The 17,034-nt window shown below is 74.0% G+C and carries 13 protein-coding genes; 12 read left to right on the top strand and 1 reads right to left on the bottom strand.

Going from position 1 to position 17,034, the window contains the following annotated elements; translation table 11 throughout:
* Positions 1-44: 44 nt before the first annotated feature.
* From EDF38_RS08810 to EDF38_RS08765, 9 genes are all read left to right on the top strand, one after another.
* Positions 45-1,757: an ABC transporter substrate-binding protein gene (locus tag EDF38_RS08810; RefSeq protein ID WP_123354880.1), complete on the top strand. Its 1,713-nt coding sequence runs from the start codon at positions 45-47 to the stop codon at positions 1,755-1,757.
* Complete coding sequence (locus EDF38_RS08805; protein WP_123354879.1) at positions 1,754-2,803, top strand: ABC transporter permease; 1,050 nt, start codon at positions 1,754-1,756, stop codon at positions 2,801-2,803. The genes EDF38_RS08810 and EDF38_RS08805 overlap by 4 nt, the downstream gene beginning before the upstream one ends.
* Positions 2,800-3,768: an ABC transporter permease gene (locus tag EDF38_RS08800; RefSeq protein WP_123354878.1), complete on the top strand. Its 969-nt coding sequence runs from the start codon at positions 2,800-2,802 to the stop codon at positions 3,766-3,768. The genes EDF38_RS08805 and EDF38_RS08800 overlap by 4 nt, the downstream gene beginning before the upstream one ends.
* Positions 3,768-5,735 (top strand): ABC transporter ATP-binding protein, encoded by a 1,968-nt coding sequence (locus EDF38_RS16210; RefSeq protein WP_123354877.1) that lies wholly within the window; start codon positions 3,768-3,770, stop codon positions 5,733-5,735. The genes EDF38_RS08800 and EDF38_RS16210 overlap by 1 nt, the downstream gene beginning before the upstream one ends.
* Positions 5,732-6,004 carry a hypothetical protein gene (locus tag EDF38_RS08790; protein WP_148061469.1) on the top strand — a complete coding sequence of 91 codons (273 nt, stop codon included), beginning with the start codon at positions 5,732-5,734 and terminating at the stop codon, positions 6,002-6,004. The genes EDF38_RS16210 and EDF38_RS08790 overlap by 4 nt, the downstream gene beginning before the upstream one ends.
* A gap of 68 nt (positions 6,005-6,072) precedes the next feature.
* The gene (locus EDF38_RS08785) at positions 6,073-8,085 is read left to right on the top strand and encodes a CocE/NonD family hydrolase (RefSeq protein WP_158613338.1); all 2,013 of its coding nucleotides are present in this window, start codon (positions 6,073-6,075) and stop codon (positions 8,083-8,085) included.
* Positions 8,082-8,774, top strand: coding sequence for a TetR/AcrR family transcriptional regulator (locus EDF38_RS08775; protein ID WP_304984634.1), 693 nt, complete (start codon positions 8,082-8,084; stop codon positions 8,772-8,774). Before EDF38_RS08785 ends, EDF38_RS08775 begins: the two co-directional genes overlap by 4 nt.
* 106 nt (positions 8,775-8,880) lie before the next feature.
* A complete protein-coding gene (locus tag EDF38_RS08770) occupies positions 8,881-9,948 on the top strand; it encodes a 4-hydroxythreonine-4-phosphate dehydrogenase PdxA (protein ID WP_123354872.1) in 1,068 nt (355 codons plus the stop codon).
* Positions 9,941-11,410 (top strand): four-carbon acid sugar kinase family protein, encoded by a 1,470-nt coding sequence (locus EDF38_RS08765; RefSeq protein ID WP_123354871.1) that lies wholly within the window; start codon positions 9,941-9,943, stop codon positions 11,408-11,410. The genes EDF38_RS08770 and EDF38_RS08765 overlap by 8 nt, the downstream gene beginning before the upstream one ends.
* Here EDF38_RS08765 and EDF38_RS08760 read toward each other — a convergent pair.
* The gene (locus EDF38_RS08760) at positions 11,317-12,546 is read right to left on the bottom strand and encodes an ROK family transcriptional regulator (RefSeq protein WP_158613337.1); all 1,230 of its coding nucleotides are present in this window, start codon (positions 12,544-12,546) and stop codon (positions 11,317-11,319) included. The genes EDF38_RS08765 and EDF38_RS08760 overlap by 94 nt on opposite strands.
* Positions 12,547-12,699: 153 nt before the next feature.
* Between EDF38_RS08760 and EDF38_RS08755 the strand changes: the two genes are divergently transcribed.
* Genes EDF38_RS08755 through EDF38_RS08745 form a run of 3 tightly spaced genes read left to right on the top strand, consistent with a single transcriptional unit; the run spans position 12,700 to position 16,896 of the window.
* A complete protein-coding gene (locus EDF38_RS08755) occupies positions 12,700-14,931 on the top strand; it encodes an alpha-galactosidase (protein ID WP_123355133.1) in 2,232 nt (743 codons plus the stop codon).
* Positions 14,928-15,899 (top strand): carbohydrate ABC transporter permease, encoded by a 972-nt coding sequence (locus EDF38_RS08750; protein WP_123354870.1) that lies wholly within the window; start codon positions 14,928-14,930, stop codon positions 15,897-15,899. Before EDF38_RS08755 ends, EDF38_RS08750 begins: the two co-directional genes overlap by 4 nt.
* Before the next feature lie 7 nt (positions 15,900-15,906).
* Entirely contained in the window at positions 15,907-16,896 is a 990-nt protein-coding gene (locus EDF38_RS08745) for a carbohydrate ABC transporter permease (RefSeq protein WP_233572312.1), read from the top strand.
* The last annotated feature ends 138 nt before the right edge of the window (positions 16,897-17,034 follow it).

Here is a 17,034-nt window from a genome sequence, read left to right as displayed (position 1 = left end):
GCCCTTATCGTTCACCGGAACGATAAACGGAAGGCCATCCCCGCATGACACCGATCGTCCCCCGACCCGGGCTCCCGACGCCCGGAGGCGCCGCGCCGCGACGGCACGCCGCCGCCCTCGCCCTGCCGCGAGGCACCGACCCGCTCCACGAGCTCGCCCGCGCCGCCGAGGCCGAGAACCGACGCGACCACGGCCGCACCCCGAGCCGCCGCACCGTCCTCGCCGGCGCCGCTGGGCTCGCCGGCCTCGGCCTGCTCACCCTCGCCGGCTGCACCCCCGCCCGCAGCGCCCCGACCATCCCCGAGGCCGCCGCCACCGGCACCGCGGCCCGCGGCGGTCGCCTCCGCATCGCGCGCCCCGCCGCCAGCGCCGCCGAGACCCTCGACCCCGCCAGCTCCCTCTCGGCCTACGAGTACCTCGGCGCCCTCTACAACCGCCTCGTCAAGCTCGACGAGCAGGGCGTCACCGTGCCCGACCTCGCCGAGGACTGGTCCGCGAACGCCGACGGCACGACGTGGACGTTCCGCCTGCGCTCGGGCGTCCGCTTCCACGACGGCCGCCGCTTCACCGCCGCCGACGCGATCTACACGATCGACCACATCATCGACCCTGCCACCGGCTCGCCCCAGGGCGAGGTGCTCGCCGCGATGATCGGCCCCGGCGGCATGAGCGCCCCCGACCCGCTCACCCTGCGCATCGACCTGCTCACGCCGAACGCCGAGTTCCCCTCGCTGCTGACGGCATACCAGTGCTACGTCATCCCCGAGGGCAGCGCCGGCACGATCGGCACCGCCGGCATCGGCACCGGCCCGTTCCGCCTCAGCAGCTACGAGGCCGCGGGCGTCGGCAGCATCGAGGCCAACGACGACCACTTCGCCGGCCGCCCCGTGCTCGACGGCATCGACTTCTACTCGATCCAGGACACCACCGCGCGCGTCAACGCCCTGCTCGCCGGCCAGATCGACCTCATCAGCCAGACGAACCTCGACTTCGCCACCGCCCAGGTCGTCAGCGCCTCGAGCGGCGCCACCGTCGCCCGCGCCCCCGACGCGCAGTGGTACACGATCCCCATGCTCGCCACGAGCGACGAGTTCAGCGACCCGCTGGTCCGCCAGGCCATGAAGCTCGCCTACGACCCGCAGCAGATCGTCGCCACCGCCCTGCAGGGCACCGGCTCGCCCGGCTGGGACAACCCCGTCCCGCCGTCGCAGTCGGCCTGGCTCGACGAGCAGCGCGCCTACGACCCCGACAAGGCCCGCGCCCTGCTCAAGCAGGCGGGCCGTGAGGGCTTCCAGGCCGAGATCTGGACCTCGAGCTACGAGTCGGTCTTCACCCCGATGGCCGTCGCCTACCGCGACGCCGTGCGCGACGCGGGCGTCCAGCTCACGGTGCGGAACGCCTCCTCCGACTCGTACTACACGCAGATCTGGTTCCAGAAGCCGCTGCTCGTCAGCTACTGGTTCACCGGCCGGCCGATCGACCAGCTGCTCAACCAGATCTTCCGCACCGGGTCGTCCTACAACGAGAGCGCCTGGTCGAACCCCGTCTTCGACCAGCTGCTCGACGACGCCCGCGCCGAGATGGACGACGACCGTCGCCGCACCCTCTACCAGGACGCCCAGCGCGTCGTCGTCGAGGACAGCGCGGACATGACCCCGATGTTCGGCGACCGCCTCGTCGGCCTCTCGCGCGACGTCGTCAACTACCGCGAGTACGGCTTCGAGTTCGACTACCTGCAGATCGGACTGCGCGCATGACCGCCACCCAGACCCCGACACCCACCCCCGCCGGAGGCGCGGCCCTCACCGCGCGCCCCTCCCGCCCCCGAGGCGCCGCCGCCGCCACCGTGGTCGTCGTCGCGCGCCGCGTCGGCACCGCCCTCCTCACCGTGCTGCTCGCCTCGTTCTTCGTCTTCTTCGCCGTGCAGGCGCTGCCCGGCGACGTCGCGCAGCAGCTGCTCGGCCAGGACGCGACCCCGGAGGCGCTCGCCGCCCTCCGCGACACGCTCGGCCTCGACCAGAACGTCTGGGCGCGCTACGGCCAGTGGCTCGTCGGCGCCGTGCACGGCGACTTCGGCGTCTCGCTCGTCAGCGGGGCGCCCGTCGGGCCCGACCTGCTCGTCGCCTTCCGCAACAGCATGCTGATCGCCCTGCCCGCGATGATCATCGGCGTCACCGCCTCGCTCACCCTCGGCGTCGTCGCGGGCGTCCGCCGCGGCCGCCCGAGCGACCACGCGATCTCGCTGATCAGCCTCGTCGTGATGAGCGTGCCCGAGTTCATGGTCGCGACGATCCTCGTGCTGCTGTTCGCCGTGGCGATCCCGATCTTCCCGGCCGTCGTGCTGCGCGGCGACAGCGCCACCGTCGCCGAGCTGCTGCCGAACGTCTGGCTGCCGGTGATCGTGCTGACCCTCGCCATGGCCGCCTACATCGTCCGCACCGCCCGGTCGTCGACGATCGACGTCATGGCGTCGGAGTTCGTCACCACCGCCGAGCTCAAGGGACTCACCACGCGCCAGGTCGTCTGGCGCCACGCCGTGCCGAGCGCCCTGCTGCCGACGCTCAACGTCGTCGCCCTCAACGTCGCCTGGCTGCTTGGCGGCGTCGTGGTCGTCGAGAACGTCTTCAACTACCCGGGCATGGGCAAGCTCATGCTCGAGTCGGTCTTCGCCCGCGACCTGCCCACCATCCAGGCCATCGCCGTCGTCAGCGCCCTGGTCTACGTCGTCTGCAACCTCGCGGCCGACCTGATCGCCCTCGCGCTCGACCCGCGGCTGCGCACCCGACGGAAGGCCCGCTCATGACCACCCGCACCCCTGCCGCCGGCGCCTCCGTCAGCACGACCAGCGTCCCGCCCGCGACCACCGCCGGGGCGCCTGCGGGGCCGGGCTCTCCCGGCGGACGCACCGGACGCCTCCGCTCGCTCGGTGCCGGCCTGACGAGCAGCCTCAGCGGCTCGTCGGCGCTGCGCATCGGCGTCGCGCTCATCGCCCTGCACGTGCTGCTCGCCCTGCTCGCGCCCGTCATCTCGGGCCACGACCCCGTCGCCACCGACTCGGGCGCCGCCCTCACCGGCACGAGCTGGGCGCACTGGCTCGGCACCGACCAGTACGGCCGCGACATCCTCTCGCGGGTGCTCAACGGCGGCCGCTACGCCCTGCTCGTCACCGTGCTCTCGACGACCATCGCGGTCGGCGTCGGCACCGTTCTCGGCTGCGTCACCGCCTACGCCGACAACGGGCTCGACGAGGTCGTCATGCGCGTCGTCGACGCGCTGCTCAGCGTGCCCTCGATCCTCGCGCTGCTCGTCGTCGTCACCGTCTTCGACTCCGGCCTCTGGGTGATCGTGCTCGCCGTCACCGTCGTCTACGCGCCGGCCGTGACGCGGGTCGTTCGGGGAGCGGCCCGCACCGTGATCACGCAGGACTACGTGACCGCCGCCCGGGCACGGGGCGAGAAGCCGCTCAGCATCGTCTTCCGCGAGATCCTGCCGAACGTGACCGACGTGGTGCTGGTCGAGTACGCGATGCGCGCCTCCTGGATCGTCCTGCTCATCTCGACGCTGTCGTTCCTCGGGTTCGGCGCCAACCCGCCGACGCCCGACTGGGGCCTCATGGTGCAGGAGAACCGCACCGCCCTGACGATCGTGCCCGCCGGCACGCTCGCCCCGGTCGTCGCCCTCGCCACCCTCGTGATCGGCCTCAACCTCAGCGCCGACGGACTCAGCAAGACCCTGGGCATCGACCGCGCCCGGAAGGGAGCGATCTGATGACCGCGCTGCACCAGCCCCGAGGAGGCGCGTCCCGCCTCGCCGAGACCGCCCCCGACGCCGTCGTGAGCGTCCGCGACCTCTCGATCTCGTACGCCGCCGGACGCCGCGAGGTGCCCGTGGTGCGCGGCGTCAGCTTCGAGGTGCGGGCCGGACGCGCGCTCGGCCTCGTCGGCGAGAGCGGCAGCGGCAAGTCGACCGTCGCCCGCACGCTGCTCGCCCACCTGCGGAGCGGCTCGCGCGTCGTCGGCGGCAGCGTCCACGTGGCCGGCGACGACGTGTTCGCGCTCGACGACCGCGCCCGACGCGCCCTCCGCGGCGGCACCGCCGCCCTCGTCGCCCAGAACGCCGGGCAGGCGCTCACCCCGTCGATGCGGGTCGGCCGCCAGCTGCGCGAGGCGCTCGAGAGCCACGGGCTGCCCGGGGGGCACGACCGCGTGCTCGAGCTCGTTCGGCACGTGCGCCTGCCCGACCCCGAGACGCTCGTGCGGCGCTACCCGCACCAGCTCTCGGGCGGGCAGCAGCAGCGCGTCGCCATCGCGATGGCGATCGCCGCGCGGCCCCGGGTGCTCGTGCTCGACGAGCCGACGACGGCCCTCGACGTCGTGACCCAGGCCGCCGTGCTCGAGCTGATCCGCGACCTCGCGGAGGAGCTCGACATGGCCATCGTGCTCGTCAGCCACGACCTCGGCGTCGTGTCGACCATGGCCGACGAGATCGCCGTCATGCGCGACGGCGTCATCGTCGAGCACGCCCCGACGGCCGAGCTGTTCGCGTCGCCGCGGGACCCGTACACGCGGGAGCTGCTGGCGAGCATCCCGCGGGTCGGGGGCGTCGGGTCGGGGTCGGGCTCGGGTGGCCGCGATTCGGGTTCCGAGCGACGCGTCACGAGAGAACGCGTGTCGTCGCTCGGCACGCGGCTGCTCGAGCGGGTGAGCCGGGTGGTGAGCGGGGCCGACACCGCGCCTCCGGCGGGTGCTGGTGCTGGTGATGCCGCGGCCGCGCGTGCAGCTACCGCTGAAGAACCACGTTCCGTTCAAAGAACCACGAAGGAACGGGGTGTCTTGAACGGAACGGGGTTCCGGGGAGGCGCGGGGGAGCCCGTCGTCACCGCGCGCGACCTCGTCGTGCGGTACGGGCGCGGCCTGCCCGCGGCCGTCGACGGCGTCTCGTTCGAGATCGGCCGCCGCGAGACGCTCGCCGTCGTGGGGGAGTCGGGCAGCGGCAAGTCGACGCTGGCCGCCGCGCTCGCCGGGCTGATCCCCGCGGAGTCGGGGGCGTTCGCGTTCCGTGGTGCCGACGGGGTCGAGAGCGACCTCACGCGTCCGGTCGCCGGACGCTCGACGGACGTGCGGCGGGCGGTGCAGCTGATCTTCCAGAACGCCGACACGTCGCTCAACCCGAGGCGCACCGTCGGTGCGGCGATCGCCCGTCCGCTCAAGCTGTTCACCGGCTCGTCGTCGCCCGAGCGCGTCGCCGAGCTGCTCGTCGAGGTCGGCCTGCCCGCCGACTTCGCCTCGCGGCTGCCCGCCCAGCTCTCGGGCGGCCAGCGCCAGCGCGTCGGCATCGCCCGCGCGCTCGCCGCGGGCCCCGAGCTGGTCATCGCCGACGAGATCACGACGGCGCTCGACGTCCGCGTGCAGGCCGACGTGCTCGACCTGCTCACCGCGCTCCGCGACGAGAAGGGGCTGAGCTGCCTCTTCATCAGCCACGACCTCGCCGTGGTGCGCGGGGTGGCCGACCGCGTGGCCGTCATGACCGGCGGACGCATCGTCGAGATCGGTCCGGCCGACGCGGTCTTCCGCGGGCCGAACCACCCGTACACGCGGACGCTCCTCGAGGCGACCCTCGACCCCGGCGCCACCGAGCTGCCCGGCGTCGGCGACGCCCGGCCGCGGTGGCGAGCCGTCGACGGCTGGGACGACCACGGCGACGGCCACCGCGTCGCCCGGTGGGAGTCGGCGTGAGGACGAGCGACCAGGGCAGCGAGCGGCTGCACGACCGGATGCGCGACGAGGAGGCGGAGGCCGGCATCGCCGAGGAGGCCCACCTCGAGCACGCGGCGCGGGTCCGCGAGCGGGAGCGGGCGAGCGAGCGGGCGCGCGAAGCGGGCGAGTCGCGGGAGCGGTCCGCGCCGGGTGCACCGGAGCGCGACGACGCTGACCTCGACTCGGACGCCGACCTCGACACGGACGTCGACGCGGACGCGAGCGTCCCCGCCGGGAGCGGCTCGTGACCGGGGCGCCTCGGGGAGGCGAGCGGGCGGCGGGGGCCGACCCGCGCCTCCCGCGGGCCGATCGCCCGGTGCACGAGGTCACGGTGCGCGACGAGTGGGTGCCGCTGCCGGACGGCACGCGCCTGCACGCCCGGGTCTGGGCGCCGCGCGTCGACCACCCGGTGCCCGTGCTGCTCGAGTACCTGCCGTACCGGCTCGACGACTGGACCGCTCCGCGCGACAGCGAGCGGCACCCCTGGTACGCCGCGCGGGGGTACGCGTCGGTGCGGGTCGACATCCGCGGGACGGGGTCGAGCGACGGGCTGTTCGACGACGAGTACTCGGTGCAGGAGCTCGACGACGGCGTCGCGCTCATCGAGTGGCTCGCCGCCCAGCCGTGGTCGACGGGGGCCGTCGGCGCCTTCGGCATCTCCTGGGGCGGGTTCAACGCGCTGCAGCTGGCGGGGCGGGCACCCGAGGCGCTGAAGGCGATCGTCACGGTGTGCTCGACCGACGACCGGTACGACAACGACGTGCACTACGTCGGAGGCGCGGTGCTCGGCATCGACATGGCCGCGTGGGGCGGGACGATGTTCGCGTTCAACTCGCGTCCGCCGCGGCCCGAGGTCGTCGGGCCCGACTGGGTCGCGCGGTGGCGCGAGCGGCTGGAGCACAACCGGCCGATGACGCCGACCTGGCTCTCGCACCAGGAGCGCGACGACTACTGGCGGCACGGCAGCGTCTGCGAGGACTACTCGTCGATCAGCGCCGCGGTGCTCGCCGTCGGGGGCTGGGCCGACCCGTACCGCGACGCCGTGCTGCGGCTCGTCGCGAACCTCGACGCCCCGGTGAAGGGCATCGTCGGGCCGTGGTCGCACCAGTACCCGGACCGCGGGCTGGCTCCCGGGCCGGGCATCGGCTTCTTGCAGGAGACGCTGCGCTGGTGGGACCGCTGGCTGCTCGACGACGCGAACGGCGTCGACGACGAGCCGGCGCTGCGGGCGTGGATCAACGACTCCGAGCCGCCGGCGACGTACTACGCCGAGCGGACCGGGCGGTGGGTCGCGGCGGAGGCGTGGCCGTCGGCCGCGACGGCCGAGCGCGTCGAGCCGCTCGAGCTGCTCACCGGCGGCGAGGACGGCCCGCTCGTCGTGCGCTCGCCGCAGAGCACCGGGCTCGACGCCGGGCGCTTCTTCCCGTTCGGCAACGCGACCGACCTGCCGCCCGACCAGCGCGCCGAGGACGGCCGCTCGGTCTGCCTCGACCTGCCCGTCACCGAGGCCGACCACGGCGGCGCGCTCGACGTGCTCGGCACCGTCGTCGTCGACCTCGCCCTCACGAGCGACCTGCCCCGGGGCACGGTGATCGTCCGCCTCTGCGACGTCGCGCCCGACGGCAGGTCGACCCTCGTCACGCGGGGCGTCCTCAACCTGAACAAGCGACGAGGCCGTGACCGGAACGACCCGATGGAGGCGCGGGTCGAGCAGCAGGTGTCGGTCGCCCTGGTCTCGACCGGGCATTCCTTCCCGGTCGGCCACCGCCTCCGGATCGCCCTGTCGTCGGCCTACTGGCCGTGGGTCTGGCCGCACGCGGAGGAGGCGACGCTGACGGTGGACCCCGTGCGGAGCGCGGTGCGGCTGCCCGTCTGGACGCGGCGCGACGACGACGGCGTGCGCTTCGAGGAGCCGACGCGGGCCACGCCGCTCGCGGTGCGGGCGCTGCCGGCCTCGTCGGACCTGCCGCAGCGGAGCGTCTCGCACGACGTCGGCACGGGGGAGTGGGTGCTCGACGTCGACCCCGGCTACGGCGGCGGTCGCGAGTACCCCGACGGGCTCGTCTTCACCGAGGACAGCCGCGAGACCTACTGCATCACCGACGGCGACCCGCTGTCGGCGTCGGCGGAGTCGCGCTGGGCCATCGGGCTCGAGAAGCCGGGGTGGAAGGCGTGGCTCGAGACGACGTCGCGGGTGTCGGCGACCGCGGAGTCGTTCGTCGTCGTCAACGAGCTGCGGGCCTGGGCGCGCGACGGCGGTGCGGGGGCCGGGACGGTGCTCGTCGCCGAGCGGCGGTTCGAGGACCTCGTGCCGCGGACGTCGGCGTGAGCGGGCGCGGGGTGGGTGCTGGTGCTGGTGTTGGTGCTGCGGGTGCTGCTGGTGCGGGCGCGGGTGCGGCCGTCGCGGGGTCGCGGCAGAAGCCCGCGGTGCGTCGGGCCCTGATCGTCGAGGCGGCCCGCGAGGTCATCGTGCGGGAGGGGTTCGGCGCGACCGGCCTGCGCGACATCGCCGCCGCGGCCGGGGTCTCGGCGGGCACCGTGACGTACCACTTCGGCAGCGTCGCGGAGATCCTCAACGAGGTCGTGGTGCTGGAGACCGCGCGGTTCTACGCGTCGATCATCGAGGCGGTCGACGCCGAGCCCGACGCCGTCGCGGCCGTGCGGCTGCTCGTCGAACCGCTGTTCGCGGGCACCGACGCGACCGCCGAGCACTGGCGGCTCTGGTCGGACTACTGGACCGTCGTCGCCCGCGGGCCCGACGTCGCGGCCGAGTACGTCGAGCGGATCCGCGTGTGGGAGGCGTGCCTCACCCGGACGCTCCGGCGCGGCTCGGTCTCCGGCGCGTTCGTCGTCGCCGACCCGGCGGCCCTCGCGCTCAAGCTCGCGGCGTACAGCGACGGGATCGCGACCCAGCTCGCCCAGAAGGCGCCCGGGCTGACGCCGGCGACGGCCCTCGCGTGGATGTGGACCTTCCTCGAGCACGAGACGGGCGCCTCCTTCGCCCCTGCAGCCCTCTGACGCGCGGCTGCGCGCCGCCCTCAGCAGGAGCAGTGTGACCGAGCTATGTTTTCCGTGGCGGAAAGCATAGGCTGCGGGGACGACCCCTCGACCGGAAGAAGAGACGATGACGTCCGCCGCCCCCGACCTGCTCGCCCCCGCCGCCGACCGCACCGCGCCCCCGCGCGTCGCCCTCACCACCGGCGACCCGGCCGGCATCGGGCCGGAACTGCTCGTCCGCCTGCTCCACGAGATCGCGACCGCGCCGACGGTGCCCGACGCCGACGCCGGCAGCCCCGCCGCTGACCGCCCGGCCCACGCCGTCACCGTCTTCACCACGCCGGCCGAGCTCGACCGCGCCTTCGCGCAGGCGGGCGACGCCGTCGACCGCGCCGCGATCGAGAGCGCCGCGGGCATCACGATCGTCGACACCGGGCTCGACCTCTCCGGCGTCCCCGTCGCGGAGGCCTCCGAGGCCGGCGGCCGCTGGGCCCTCGACCACCTCGAGCTCGCCCTCGCCGCCCACGAGCGCGGCGAGGTCGACGCCCTCGTCTTCGCCCCGCTCAACAAGTCGTCGCTGCACCTCGCCGGCATGACCGAGAAGGACGAGATGCGCTGGTTCGAGAACCGCCTCGAGGCCGTCGGACCCGTCACCGAGCTCAACGCCATGGCCGGCCTCTGGACCTCGCGCGTCACCTCGCACGTCGCGCACCGGGACGCACCCGACCTCGTGACGGCGAGCTCCGTGCTGTCGGCCACGCGTCTCCTGCACGACGCGCTCGTGGGGACGGGCGTCGCCGCGCCGCGGCTCGCGGTCTGCGCGCTCAACCCCCACGCGGGCGAGAACGGCTCGTTCGGGCGCGAGGAGATCGACGAGATCGCCCCGGGCGTCGCCCTCGCCCGCGAGGAGGGCATCGACGCGACGGGGCCGTTCCCGGCCGACACGCTCTTCCTCCGGGCGCGCGACGGGCAGTTCGACGGCGTCGTCACCATGTACCACGACCAGGGTCAGATCGCCATGAAGATGATCGGCTTCGAGGGCGGCGTGACGATCGAGGGCGGGCTGCCGCTGCCGGTCTGCACCCCGGCGCACGGCACGGCCTTCGACCGCGTCGGGACGGGCACGGCCGCCCTCGCCTCGACCCGCAACGCGTACGAGCTCGCCCGCAGCCTCGCCGTCGCCGCCCGTGGCTGAGCCGACCCGAACCCCGGACGCCGACCCGGCCCGCACCCCGGCCCCGCACCGCACCGTCGTCGTCCTCGACGACGACCCCACCGGCACCCAGACCGTCGCCGACCTGCCGATCATCACGCGCTGGGCCCCCGGCGACGTCCGCTGGGCGCTCGACCAGGGCGGCCCCGGCTTCGCCGTCCTCACGAACACCCGCAGCCTCGACCGCGCGGAGGCCCGGTCCCGCACCCGCGAGGTGCTGCGGGCCGTCCTGACCGCCGCGGGCGACCGCGCCGCCGACCTGGTCGTCGTCAGCCGCGGCGACTCGACCCTGCGCGGCCACCACGTCGACGAGGTCGAGGTGGTCGTCGACGAGCTGGCCGCGACCGCCCCCGTCGACGCCGTCGTCATGGTCCCGGCGTTCCCGTCGGCCGGCCGCACCACGGTCGGCGGCGTCCATCTCGTGCGCGAGGGCGGCGAGGTCGTCCCCGCGGCGAGCTCGAGCTTCGCGGCCGACCCCACCTTCGGCTACCGGTCGTCACACCTCGCCGCCTGGCTCGAGGAACGCTCGGCCGGCCGCATCCACGCCGCCGACGTGGTCGCCCTCGGCCTCGACCTGGTGCGTGGCCCGGCCCGTGCCCTCGCCGACGCCCTCCTCGCGGTGCACGACGCCCGCCACGTCGTCGTCGACGCCGAGACCGACGACGACCTCGCACGCGTCGTGGTCGCCGGCCGCCTCGCCGAGCAGGCCGGCCACAGCCTCCTCTGGCGGATCGGCCCGGGCCTGCTCCGCCCGCTCCTCGGACAGGAGGCGCGCCCCGCCCTCGACAGCACCGCCCTGGCCCGCCACGTGGCCGCCTCCGGCCCCGGCACGCCCCACGGCCTCGTCGTCGTCGGCTCTCACGTGCCCCTGACCACCCGACAGGTGGAGCACCTGCAACGCGAGGCCGGCGACGAGGTCGAGACCCTCGTCGTCGACGTGCCGGCCCTGCTCGACCCTGCGACCCGCGACCGGGAGGTCGACCGCGTCGTGGCGGCCGCCGTCACCGCCCTGCGCGCCCGGGACGTCATGGTCACCACCTCGCGGGTCCGCGTCGACGGCCGCGACGGCGACGACAGCCTCCGGATCGCGCGCGAGGTCTCTCGCGCGCTCGTCGACCTCACCCGTCGCGTCGTCGCGGAGGCCCGCCCCTCGTTCGTCGTCGGCAAGGGCGGCATCACGTCGAGCGACCTCGCCACCGAGGCGCTGGGCCTCCGCCGCGCCGTCGTGCTCGGCACCCTCCTGCCCGGGGCCGTCTCCGTCTGGCGCGCCGCCGCCGACCCGTCGTCGCCGCACCCGGACCGTCCGGAGGCGCGGCCCGAGTCGTCGACCCCGCCCGCCTCCCCGACGCCCTACGCGGTGTTCCCGGGCAACGTGGGCACGGACGACGCGCTCTGGTCGGCGCTCTCGGCGTTCCGCGCGGCCGCCGTGAAGGCGACCGGGTAGCGGTCGAGCCAGGACTGCAGGGCGACCACCGCGCCTCCTCGGGCCCACTCGTCGAAGCCCATCGGCTGGATCGTCGTCGTCAGCGGCTTCGCCCAGTCGGGCCGGTCGACGGCGATGCCGGCCGCGACCGAGTCGGGCGCGACGGACGCGAGGCCGATGCCCTCGCCGGAGAGCTGCACGTTCTGGATGCCGGTCAGGGTCGTGACGGCCGAGATGAGCCGGCCGAGGGCCTCGGCGGACTCGCGGACCACGCGGCCCGCCACGGCGTCGCCGTCGGCCGCGAGCCGCAGGAGCTCGTCGTAGCCCACCGGGCGGCCGAGTCCGAGCGACACGGCGGAGCACATCGAGGGCGACGAGAGGTAGGCGATCGCGCAGCCGCGGTGGCCGTCGGGGCAGACCGGCCCGCTGCGGTCGATGACGTAGTGGCCGACGGTCGGGGTGTCGGGGTCCTCGCGTCGGACGACCTGGTCGGCGATGACGAGGGAGCAGCCGACGCCGACGCCGACGGTCACGAGCGCGAAGTCGCGGAGGCCGCGGGCGGTGCCGAACCAGTGCTGGGCCTGGGTGAGCGCGAGCACGTCGTTCTCGACGACGGTCGGCAGGCCCGTGAGGCGGGCGAGGTCGTCGCCGAGCGGCACGCCGTGCCAGGCCAGCGAGCGCGAGACGTCGACGACGCGGCCGTCGCTCGAGTGGCCGCCGAGGGCGACGCCGACCGCGGCCACCCGGGGCTCGCGGGCGACGAGCAGCGCGACGACGTCGGCGACGGCGGCCGTGACCGTCGCGGGGTCGGTGGCGTCGAGCGGGGCCTCGAGCCGCTCGGTGATGACGGCCCGGGCGGTCGTGACGACGCCGTGGACCGCGTCGAGCGTCACCTTGACCCCGACGAAGCGGAGGTCGGCCGAGACGTCGATGGGGCGGGTGATGCGGCCGTGCTGCGGGTCGGCGCGGTCCTCGCCCTCGATGAGCAGGCCCGTCTCGACGAGGGGCTTCGTCAGCCGGGTGAGGCTCGCGGGCGAGAGGTCGAGGCGCCGGGCGGTCTCGCTGCGCGAGAGGGGGCCGTTCTTCACGACCTCGCGGGCGACGTTCCTGGCCGACTCGACGGCGATGGTCGAGGGGGTCGTCTCGCGTGTCCGCATGCTGGTGCTCCTCTGCGCCGACCCGTCACGTCGCCATGACAGGTGTTCTTTTCCTTGCCGGTAACCATAGCGGTCGGTCCACCGGGCGCCAGTACCGTTCGAGTACGGATCAACGCCTCTGCTTGACGTCGAGTGTTTTCCGTAGCAATAATGATGCACGCCGATCATCGTCGATCACCCGCTCGGGTCCGAGGCAAGGAAGCCACCGTGACACAAGACAGCCGCCTGTTCCACCTCCGCTCGGGAGGTGTCAGCGTCGTCCTCGACGCCGCCGGCGACGCCGTGCCCCGCCTCGTGCACTGGGGCCGCGACCTGGGCGCCGTGACCGACGCGGAGCTCGCGGAGCTCGCCCGCACGTCCGTCCCGCAGATCGTCTCCAACAGCATCGACGTCGTCGTGCCGCTCGGGCTGCTGCCCGACCAGACCACGGGCTGGAACGGCACCCCGGGCCTCAGCGGGCACCGCGACGGACGCCACTTCTCGGCCGCGTTCACCGGTGCTCGGGTCTCGACCCCCGCCTCCTCCGACCCCCGCGTCGGCGACCGCCGCGTCGTCGTCGAGCTCGCCGACGAGATCGCCGAGCTGCGGCTCGCGATCGAGGTCGAGCTCGCCGAGAGCGGCGTGCTGCGCAGCCGGGCCACCCTCACCAGCACGGGCGAGGGCGCCTACACGGTCGACGACCTCGTGCTGGCGCTGCCCGTGCCGGCCGAGGCGGAGGAGATCCTCGACTTCACCGGGCGCCACATGCGCGAGATGAGCCCGCAGCGGCACCCGTTCACCGTCGGCACCCACGCGGCCGAGGGGCGGCACGGCCGCACGGGCCACGACGCGTCGCTGCTCTACGCCGTGGGCCGCACGGGCTTCGGCTTCCGCTCGGGCGAGGTCTGGGGGGTGCAGGTCGCCTGGAGCGGCAACCACCGCAGCTACGCCGAGCGCCTGCCGACCGGCCGCGCCGTCGTGGGCGGGGGAGAGCTGCTGCTGCCCGGCGAGGTGCGCCTCGGCCGCGACGAGTCGTACTCGACGCCGTGGCTGTACGCGTCGTGGGGCGACGGGCTCGACGACCTCGGCGCCCGCCTGCACGGGTTCGTGCGCGGACGCGAGGGGTACCCGACCTCGCCCCGCCCGGTCGTGCTCAACACATGGGAGGCCGTCTACTTCGACCAGCGGCTCGAGACCCTGCTCGCGCTGGCCGACCGTGCGGCCGAGGTCGGCGTCGAGCGCTTCGTGCTCGACGACGGCTGGTTCCGCGGGCGCCGCGACAAGACGGCCGGACTCGGCGACTGGACGGTCGACGAGTCGGTCTGGCCCGACGGCCTGGACCCGCTCGTCGAGCGGGTGCGCGGCCACGGCATGCAGTTCGGCCTCTGGTTCGAGCCGGAGATGATCAACCCCGACTCCGACGCCGCCCGCGCGCACCCCGACTGGGTCATGTCGCCCGGTCACCGGCTGCCGCCGACCCAGCGCTTCCAGCAGGTGCTCGACCTCACGGCGCCCGGCGCCTACGAGCACGTGCTCGAGAGCATGAGCGCGCTGATCGGCCGCCACGCGATCGACTTCGTCAAGTGGGACCACAACCGCGACCTCGTCGACGCCGGGCACTCGTCGTCGGGCCGCGCCGGCGTGCACGACCAGACGCTCGCCTTCTACCGGCTCGTCGACGAGCTGCGCTCGCGGTTCCCGGCCCTCGAGATCGAGGCCTGCTCGTCGGGCGGCGCCCGCGCCGACCTCGAGGTGCTCGGCCGCAGCGACCGCGTCTGGGCCAGCGACTGCATCGACGCCCTCGAGCGTCAGCGCATCGAGCGCTGGACCGGCGTCGTCGTGCCGCCCGAGATGCTGGGCTCGCACGTCGGCTCGTCGCCCGCCCACTCGACCGACCGCCGCCACGAGATGGCGTTCCGCGCCGGCACCGCCCTCTTCGGGCACTTCGGCCTCGAGCTCGACCTCACCAGCGTCGACGCCGACGAGCTCGCCGAGCTGACCCGGTGGATCGAGCTCTACAAGGCGGAGCGCTCGTGGCTGCACCGCGGCACCGTCGTCCGCGGCGACCACCCCGACCCGGCGTACTGGGTGCGCGGCGTCGTCTCGGAGACCGCCGACGAGGCGCTGTACTCCTTCGTCGCGGTCGCCACGACCGTGCAGAACCCGCCGGGAGCCGTCCGCCTGCCGGGCCTCGACCCCGACCGCCGCTACCGCGTCGAGGTGGTCGAGCCCGGCCACCGCATCAAGGCCTACAACCACCACGCGGGCCCCGCCTGGTGGACCACGGGCACCGAGCTCACCGGCCGGTCGCTCGCGACCGTCGGCCTGCAGGCGCCGGGGCTCGCCCCCGAGCACCTCGTGCTCGTGCGCGCCCGCGCCGTCGACCCGGAAGGAGCCGCACGATGACCGCACCCACCACCGCGAAGCCGAGGGCGGGCGCCTCGGGGACAGGAGCGGGGCGCGCTCCGCACCCCGCGCCTCCTCGTCGCCCCGCCCGGTTCGGCATGAAGCGGCAGGAGGCGATCGCCGGCTGGATGTTCGTGCTGCCGGCGCTCGTCGGGTTCCTGGCGTTCTTCGTCTGGCCCGCGATCAGCGGCCTCGGCTACAGCTTCACCGACTTCGACCTGCTCACGCCGCCGGAGTTCATCGGCCTCGACAACTACGCCCGCCTCGTGCAGGACCCGCTGTTCTGGAACGCCATCGGCACGACGAGCTACTACGTCGCCATCAACATCGGGCTGCAGACCGTGCTCGCGCTCGGCATCGCCGTGCTGATGCACCGGCTCACGCAGTCGATGGTCGTGCGCGGCGTCGTGATCTTGCCGTACCTCATCGCCAACGTCGTCGCGGCCCTCGTGTGGTTCTACATGTTCGACTACCAGCTCGGCGTGGTGAACGAGATCATCGACTGGACCGGGCTCGACCGGATCGCCTTCTTCGGCGAGAGCGCCTGGGCGATCCCCACGGTCGCGCTCATCAACGTGTGGCGGCACATGGGCTACACGGCGCTGCTGATCTTCGCGGGGCTGCAGACCATCCCCAAGGAGGTCTACGAGGCCGGCGTCATCGACGGGGGCTCGGAGTTCCGCATGTTCCGCAGCATCACGCTGCCGCTGCTGCGCCCCGTGCTCGCCATGGTGCTGGTCGTCACGGTCACCGGGTCGTTCCAGCTGTTCGACACCATCGCCGTCACCACGCAGGGCGGCCCGGTCAACTCGACCCGCGTCATCAACTACTACATCTTCGACATGGCGTTCAACCGCTTCGACTTCGGCTACGGGTCGGCGATGGCGCTCGCGCTGTTCCTGCTGCTGGCCGTCTTCACCTTCGTCCAGCTGCGCCTGACCCGCGCCGACAAGTCCGACCTGGGATGACCCGACCATGACGACCATGACCCCGCCGCCCGACCAGCTCGCCGCCGTCGAGCCCGCCACCAGCACCCGCGCCGGCCGCGTGCCGCGCCCGTCCCGCGGTCGCCGACCCGCTCGCGGCAGCCGCGCCGCCCGAGGACGGAAGGCCCTCGGCTGGGCCGCCCTCGGCCTCGTGATGCTGGTGACGCTGTTCCCCTTCTACTGGATGCTGCGCACCTCGCTCTCGACCACCGTCTCGCTGGGCAGCGACCCCGGGTCGCTGCTGCCCGTCGACTTCACCCTCGGCGCGTACCAGCGGGTGCTCGGGCTCGCGACGACGCAGGAGGCGCTCGCCGAGGGAGGGTCGGGGGCGTCGATCAACTTCTGGTCGTACCTCCGCAACTCGCTCATCGTCGCGACGGTGACGACGGTCGGGCAGGTGCTGTTCTGCTCGATGGCCGCCTACGCCTTCGCGCGGCTGCGCTGGCCGGGCCGCAACCTCGTGTTCGCCGCCTTCATCAGCGCGCTGATGGTGCCGCCGATCTTCACGACGATCCCGAACTTCGTGACCATCCGCGAGCTGGGCCTGCTCAACACCTACGCCGGCATCATCCTGCCGACGCTGCTCATGACGCCGTTCGCGGTGTTCTTCCTCCGGCAGTTCTTCCTCAGCATCAGCCGCGAGGTCGAGGAGGCCGCGATCATCGACGGCGCGGGGCCGGTGCGGCGGTTCTTCCAGGTGATCCTGCCGCTCGGGGCCGCGCCCATCACGACGCTGGCGATCCTCACCTACATCACGTCGTGGAACGAGTACTTCTGGCCCCAGCTCGTCGGCCGCACCGAGGAGGTGCGGGTGCTCACCGTGGCGCTCGGCGTCTTCCGGTCGCAGACGCCGCAGGGCGGGCCCGACTGGGCCGGCCTCATGGCCGCGACGCTCATCGCCGCCCTGCCGATCCTCGTGCTGTTCGCGATCCTCGGTCGGCGCGTCATCAACAACATCGGGTACTCGGGCACGAAGTGACGGCCGCAGCCCCGACCGCGGGCCCGACTCCGGGCCCGGGCCCGGTCGCGGCCCCGGGCCGGGCCGCCTCGCCCCGGCCTCCGCACCCCCACCAGCAGCCACACCGCACCAGACAGCAGTCCGCATCAACGACGAAGG

Source organism: Frigoribacterium sp. PhB160 (assembly GCF_003751785.1).
In the GTDB taxonomy this organism is placed as follows: domain Bacteria; phylum Actinomycetota; class Actinomycetes; order Actinomycetales; family Microbacteriaceae; genus Frigoribacterium.
The sequence above is the reverse complement of the archived record's forward strand: the minus strand, read 5'-3'. Positions and strand labels throughout refer to the sequence as shown.

Coding starts and splice junctions, on each gene's coding strand:
- EDF38_RS08805 (WP_123354879.1), top strand. CDS start 1,754: ATGACCGCCACCCAGACCCCGACACCCACCCCCGCCGGAGGCGCGGCC.
- EDF38_RS08755 (WP_123355133.1), top strand. CDS start 12,700: ATGCACGCCGATCATCGTCGATCACCCGCTCGGGTCCGAGGCAAGGAA.
- EDF38_RS08770 (WP_123354872.1), top strand. CDS start 8,881: ATGACGTCCGCCGCCCCCGACCTGCTCGCCCCCGCCGCCGACCGCACC.
- EDF38_RS08760 (WP_158613337.1), bottom strand. CDS start 12,546: ATGCGGACACGCGAGACGACCCCCTCGACCATCGCCGTCGAGTCGGCC.
- EDF38_RS08750 (WP_123354870.1), top strand. CDS start 14,928: ATGACCGCACCCACCACCGCGAAGCCGAGGGCGGGCGCCTCGGGGACA.
- EDF38_RS08745 (WP_233572312.1), top strand. CDS start 15,907: ATGACGACCATGACCCCGCCGCCCGACCAGCTCGCCGCCGTCGAGCCC.
- EDF38_RS08810 (WP_123354880.1), top strand. CDS start 45: ATGACACCGATCGTCCCCCGACCCGGGCTCCCGACGCCCGGAGGCGCC.
- EDF38_RS08800 (WP_123354878.1), top strand. CDS start 2,800: ATGACCACCCGCACCCCTGCCGCCGGCGCCTCCGTCAGCACGACCAGC.
- EDF38_RS16210 (WP_123354877.1), top strand. CDS start 3,768: ATGACCGCGCTGCACCAGCCCCGAGGAGGCGCGTCCCGCCTCGCCGAG.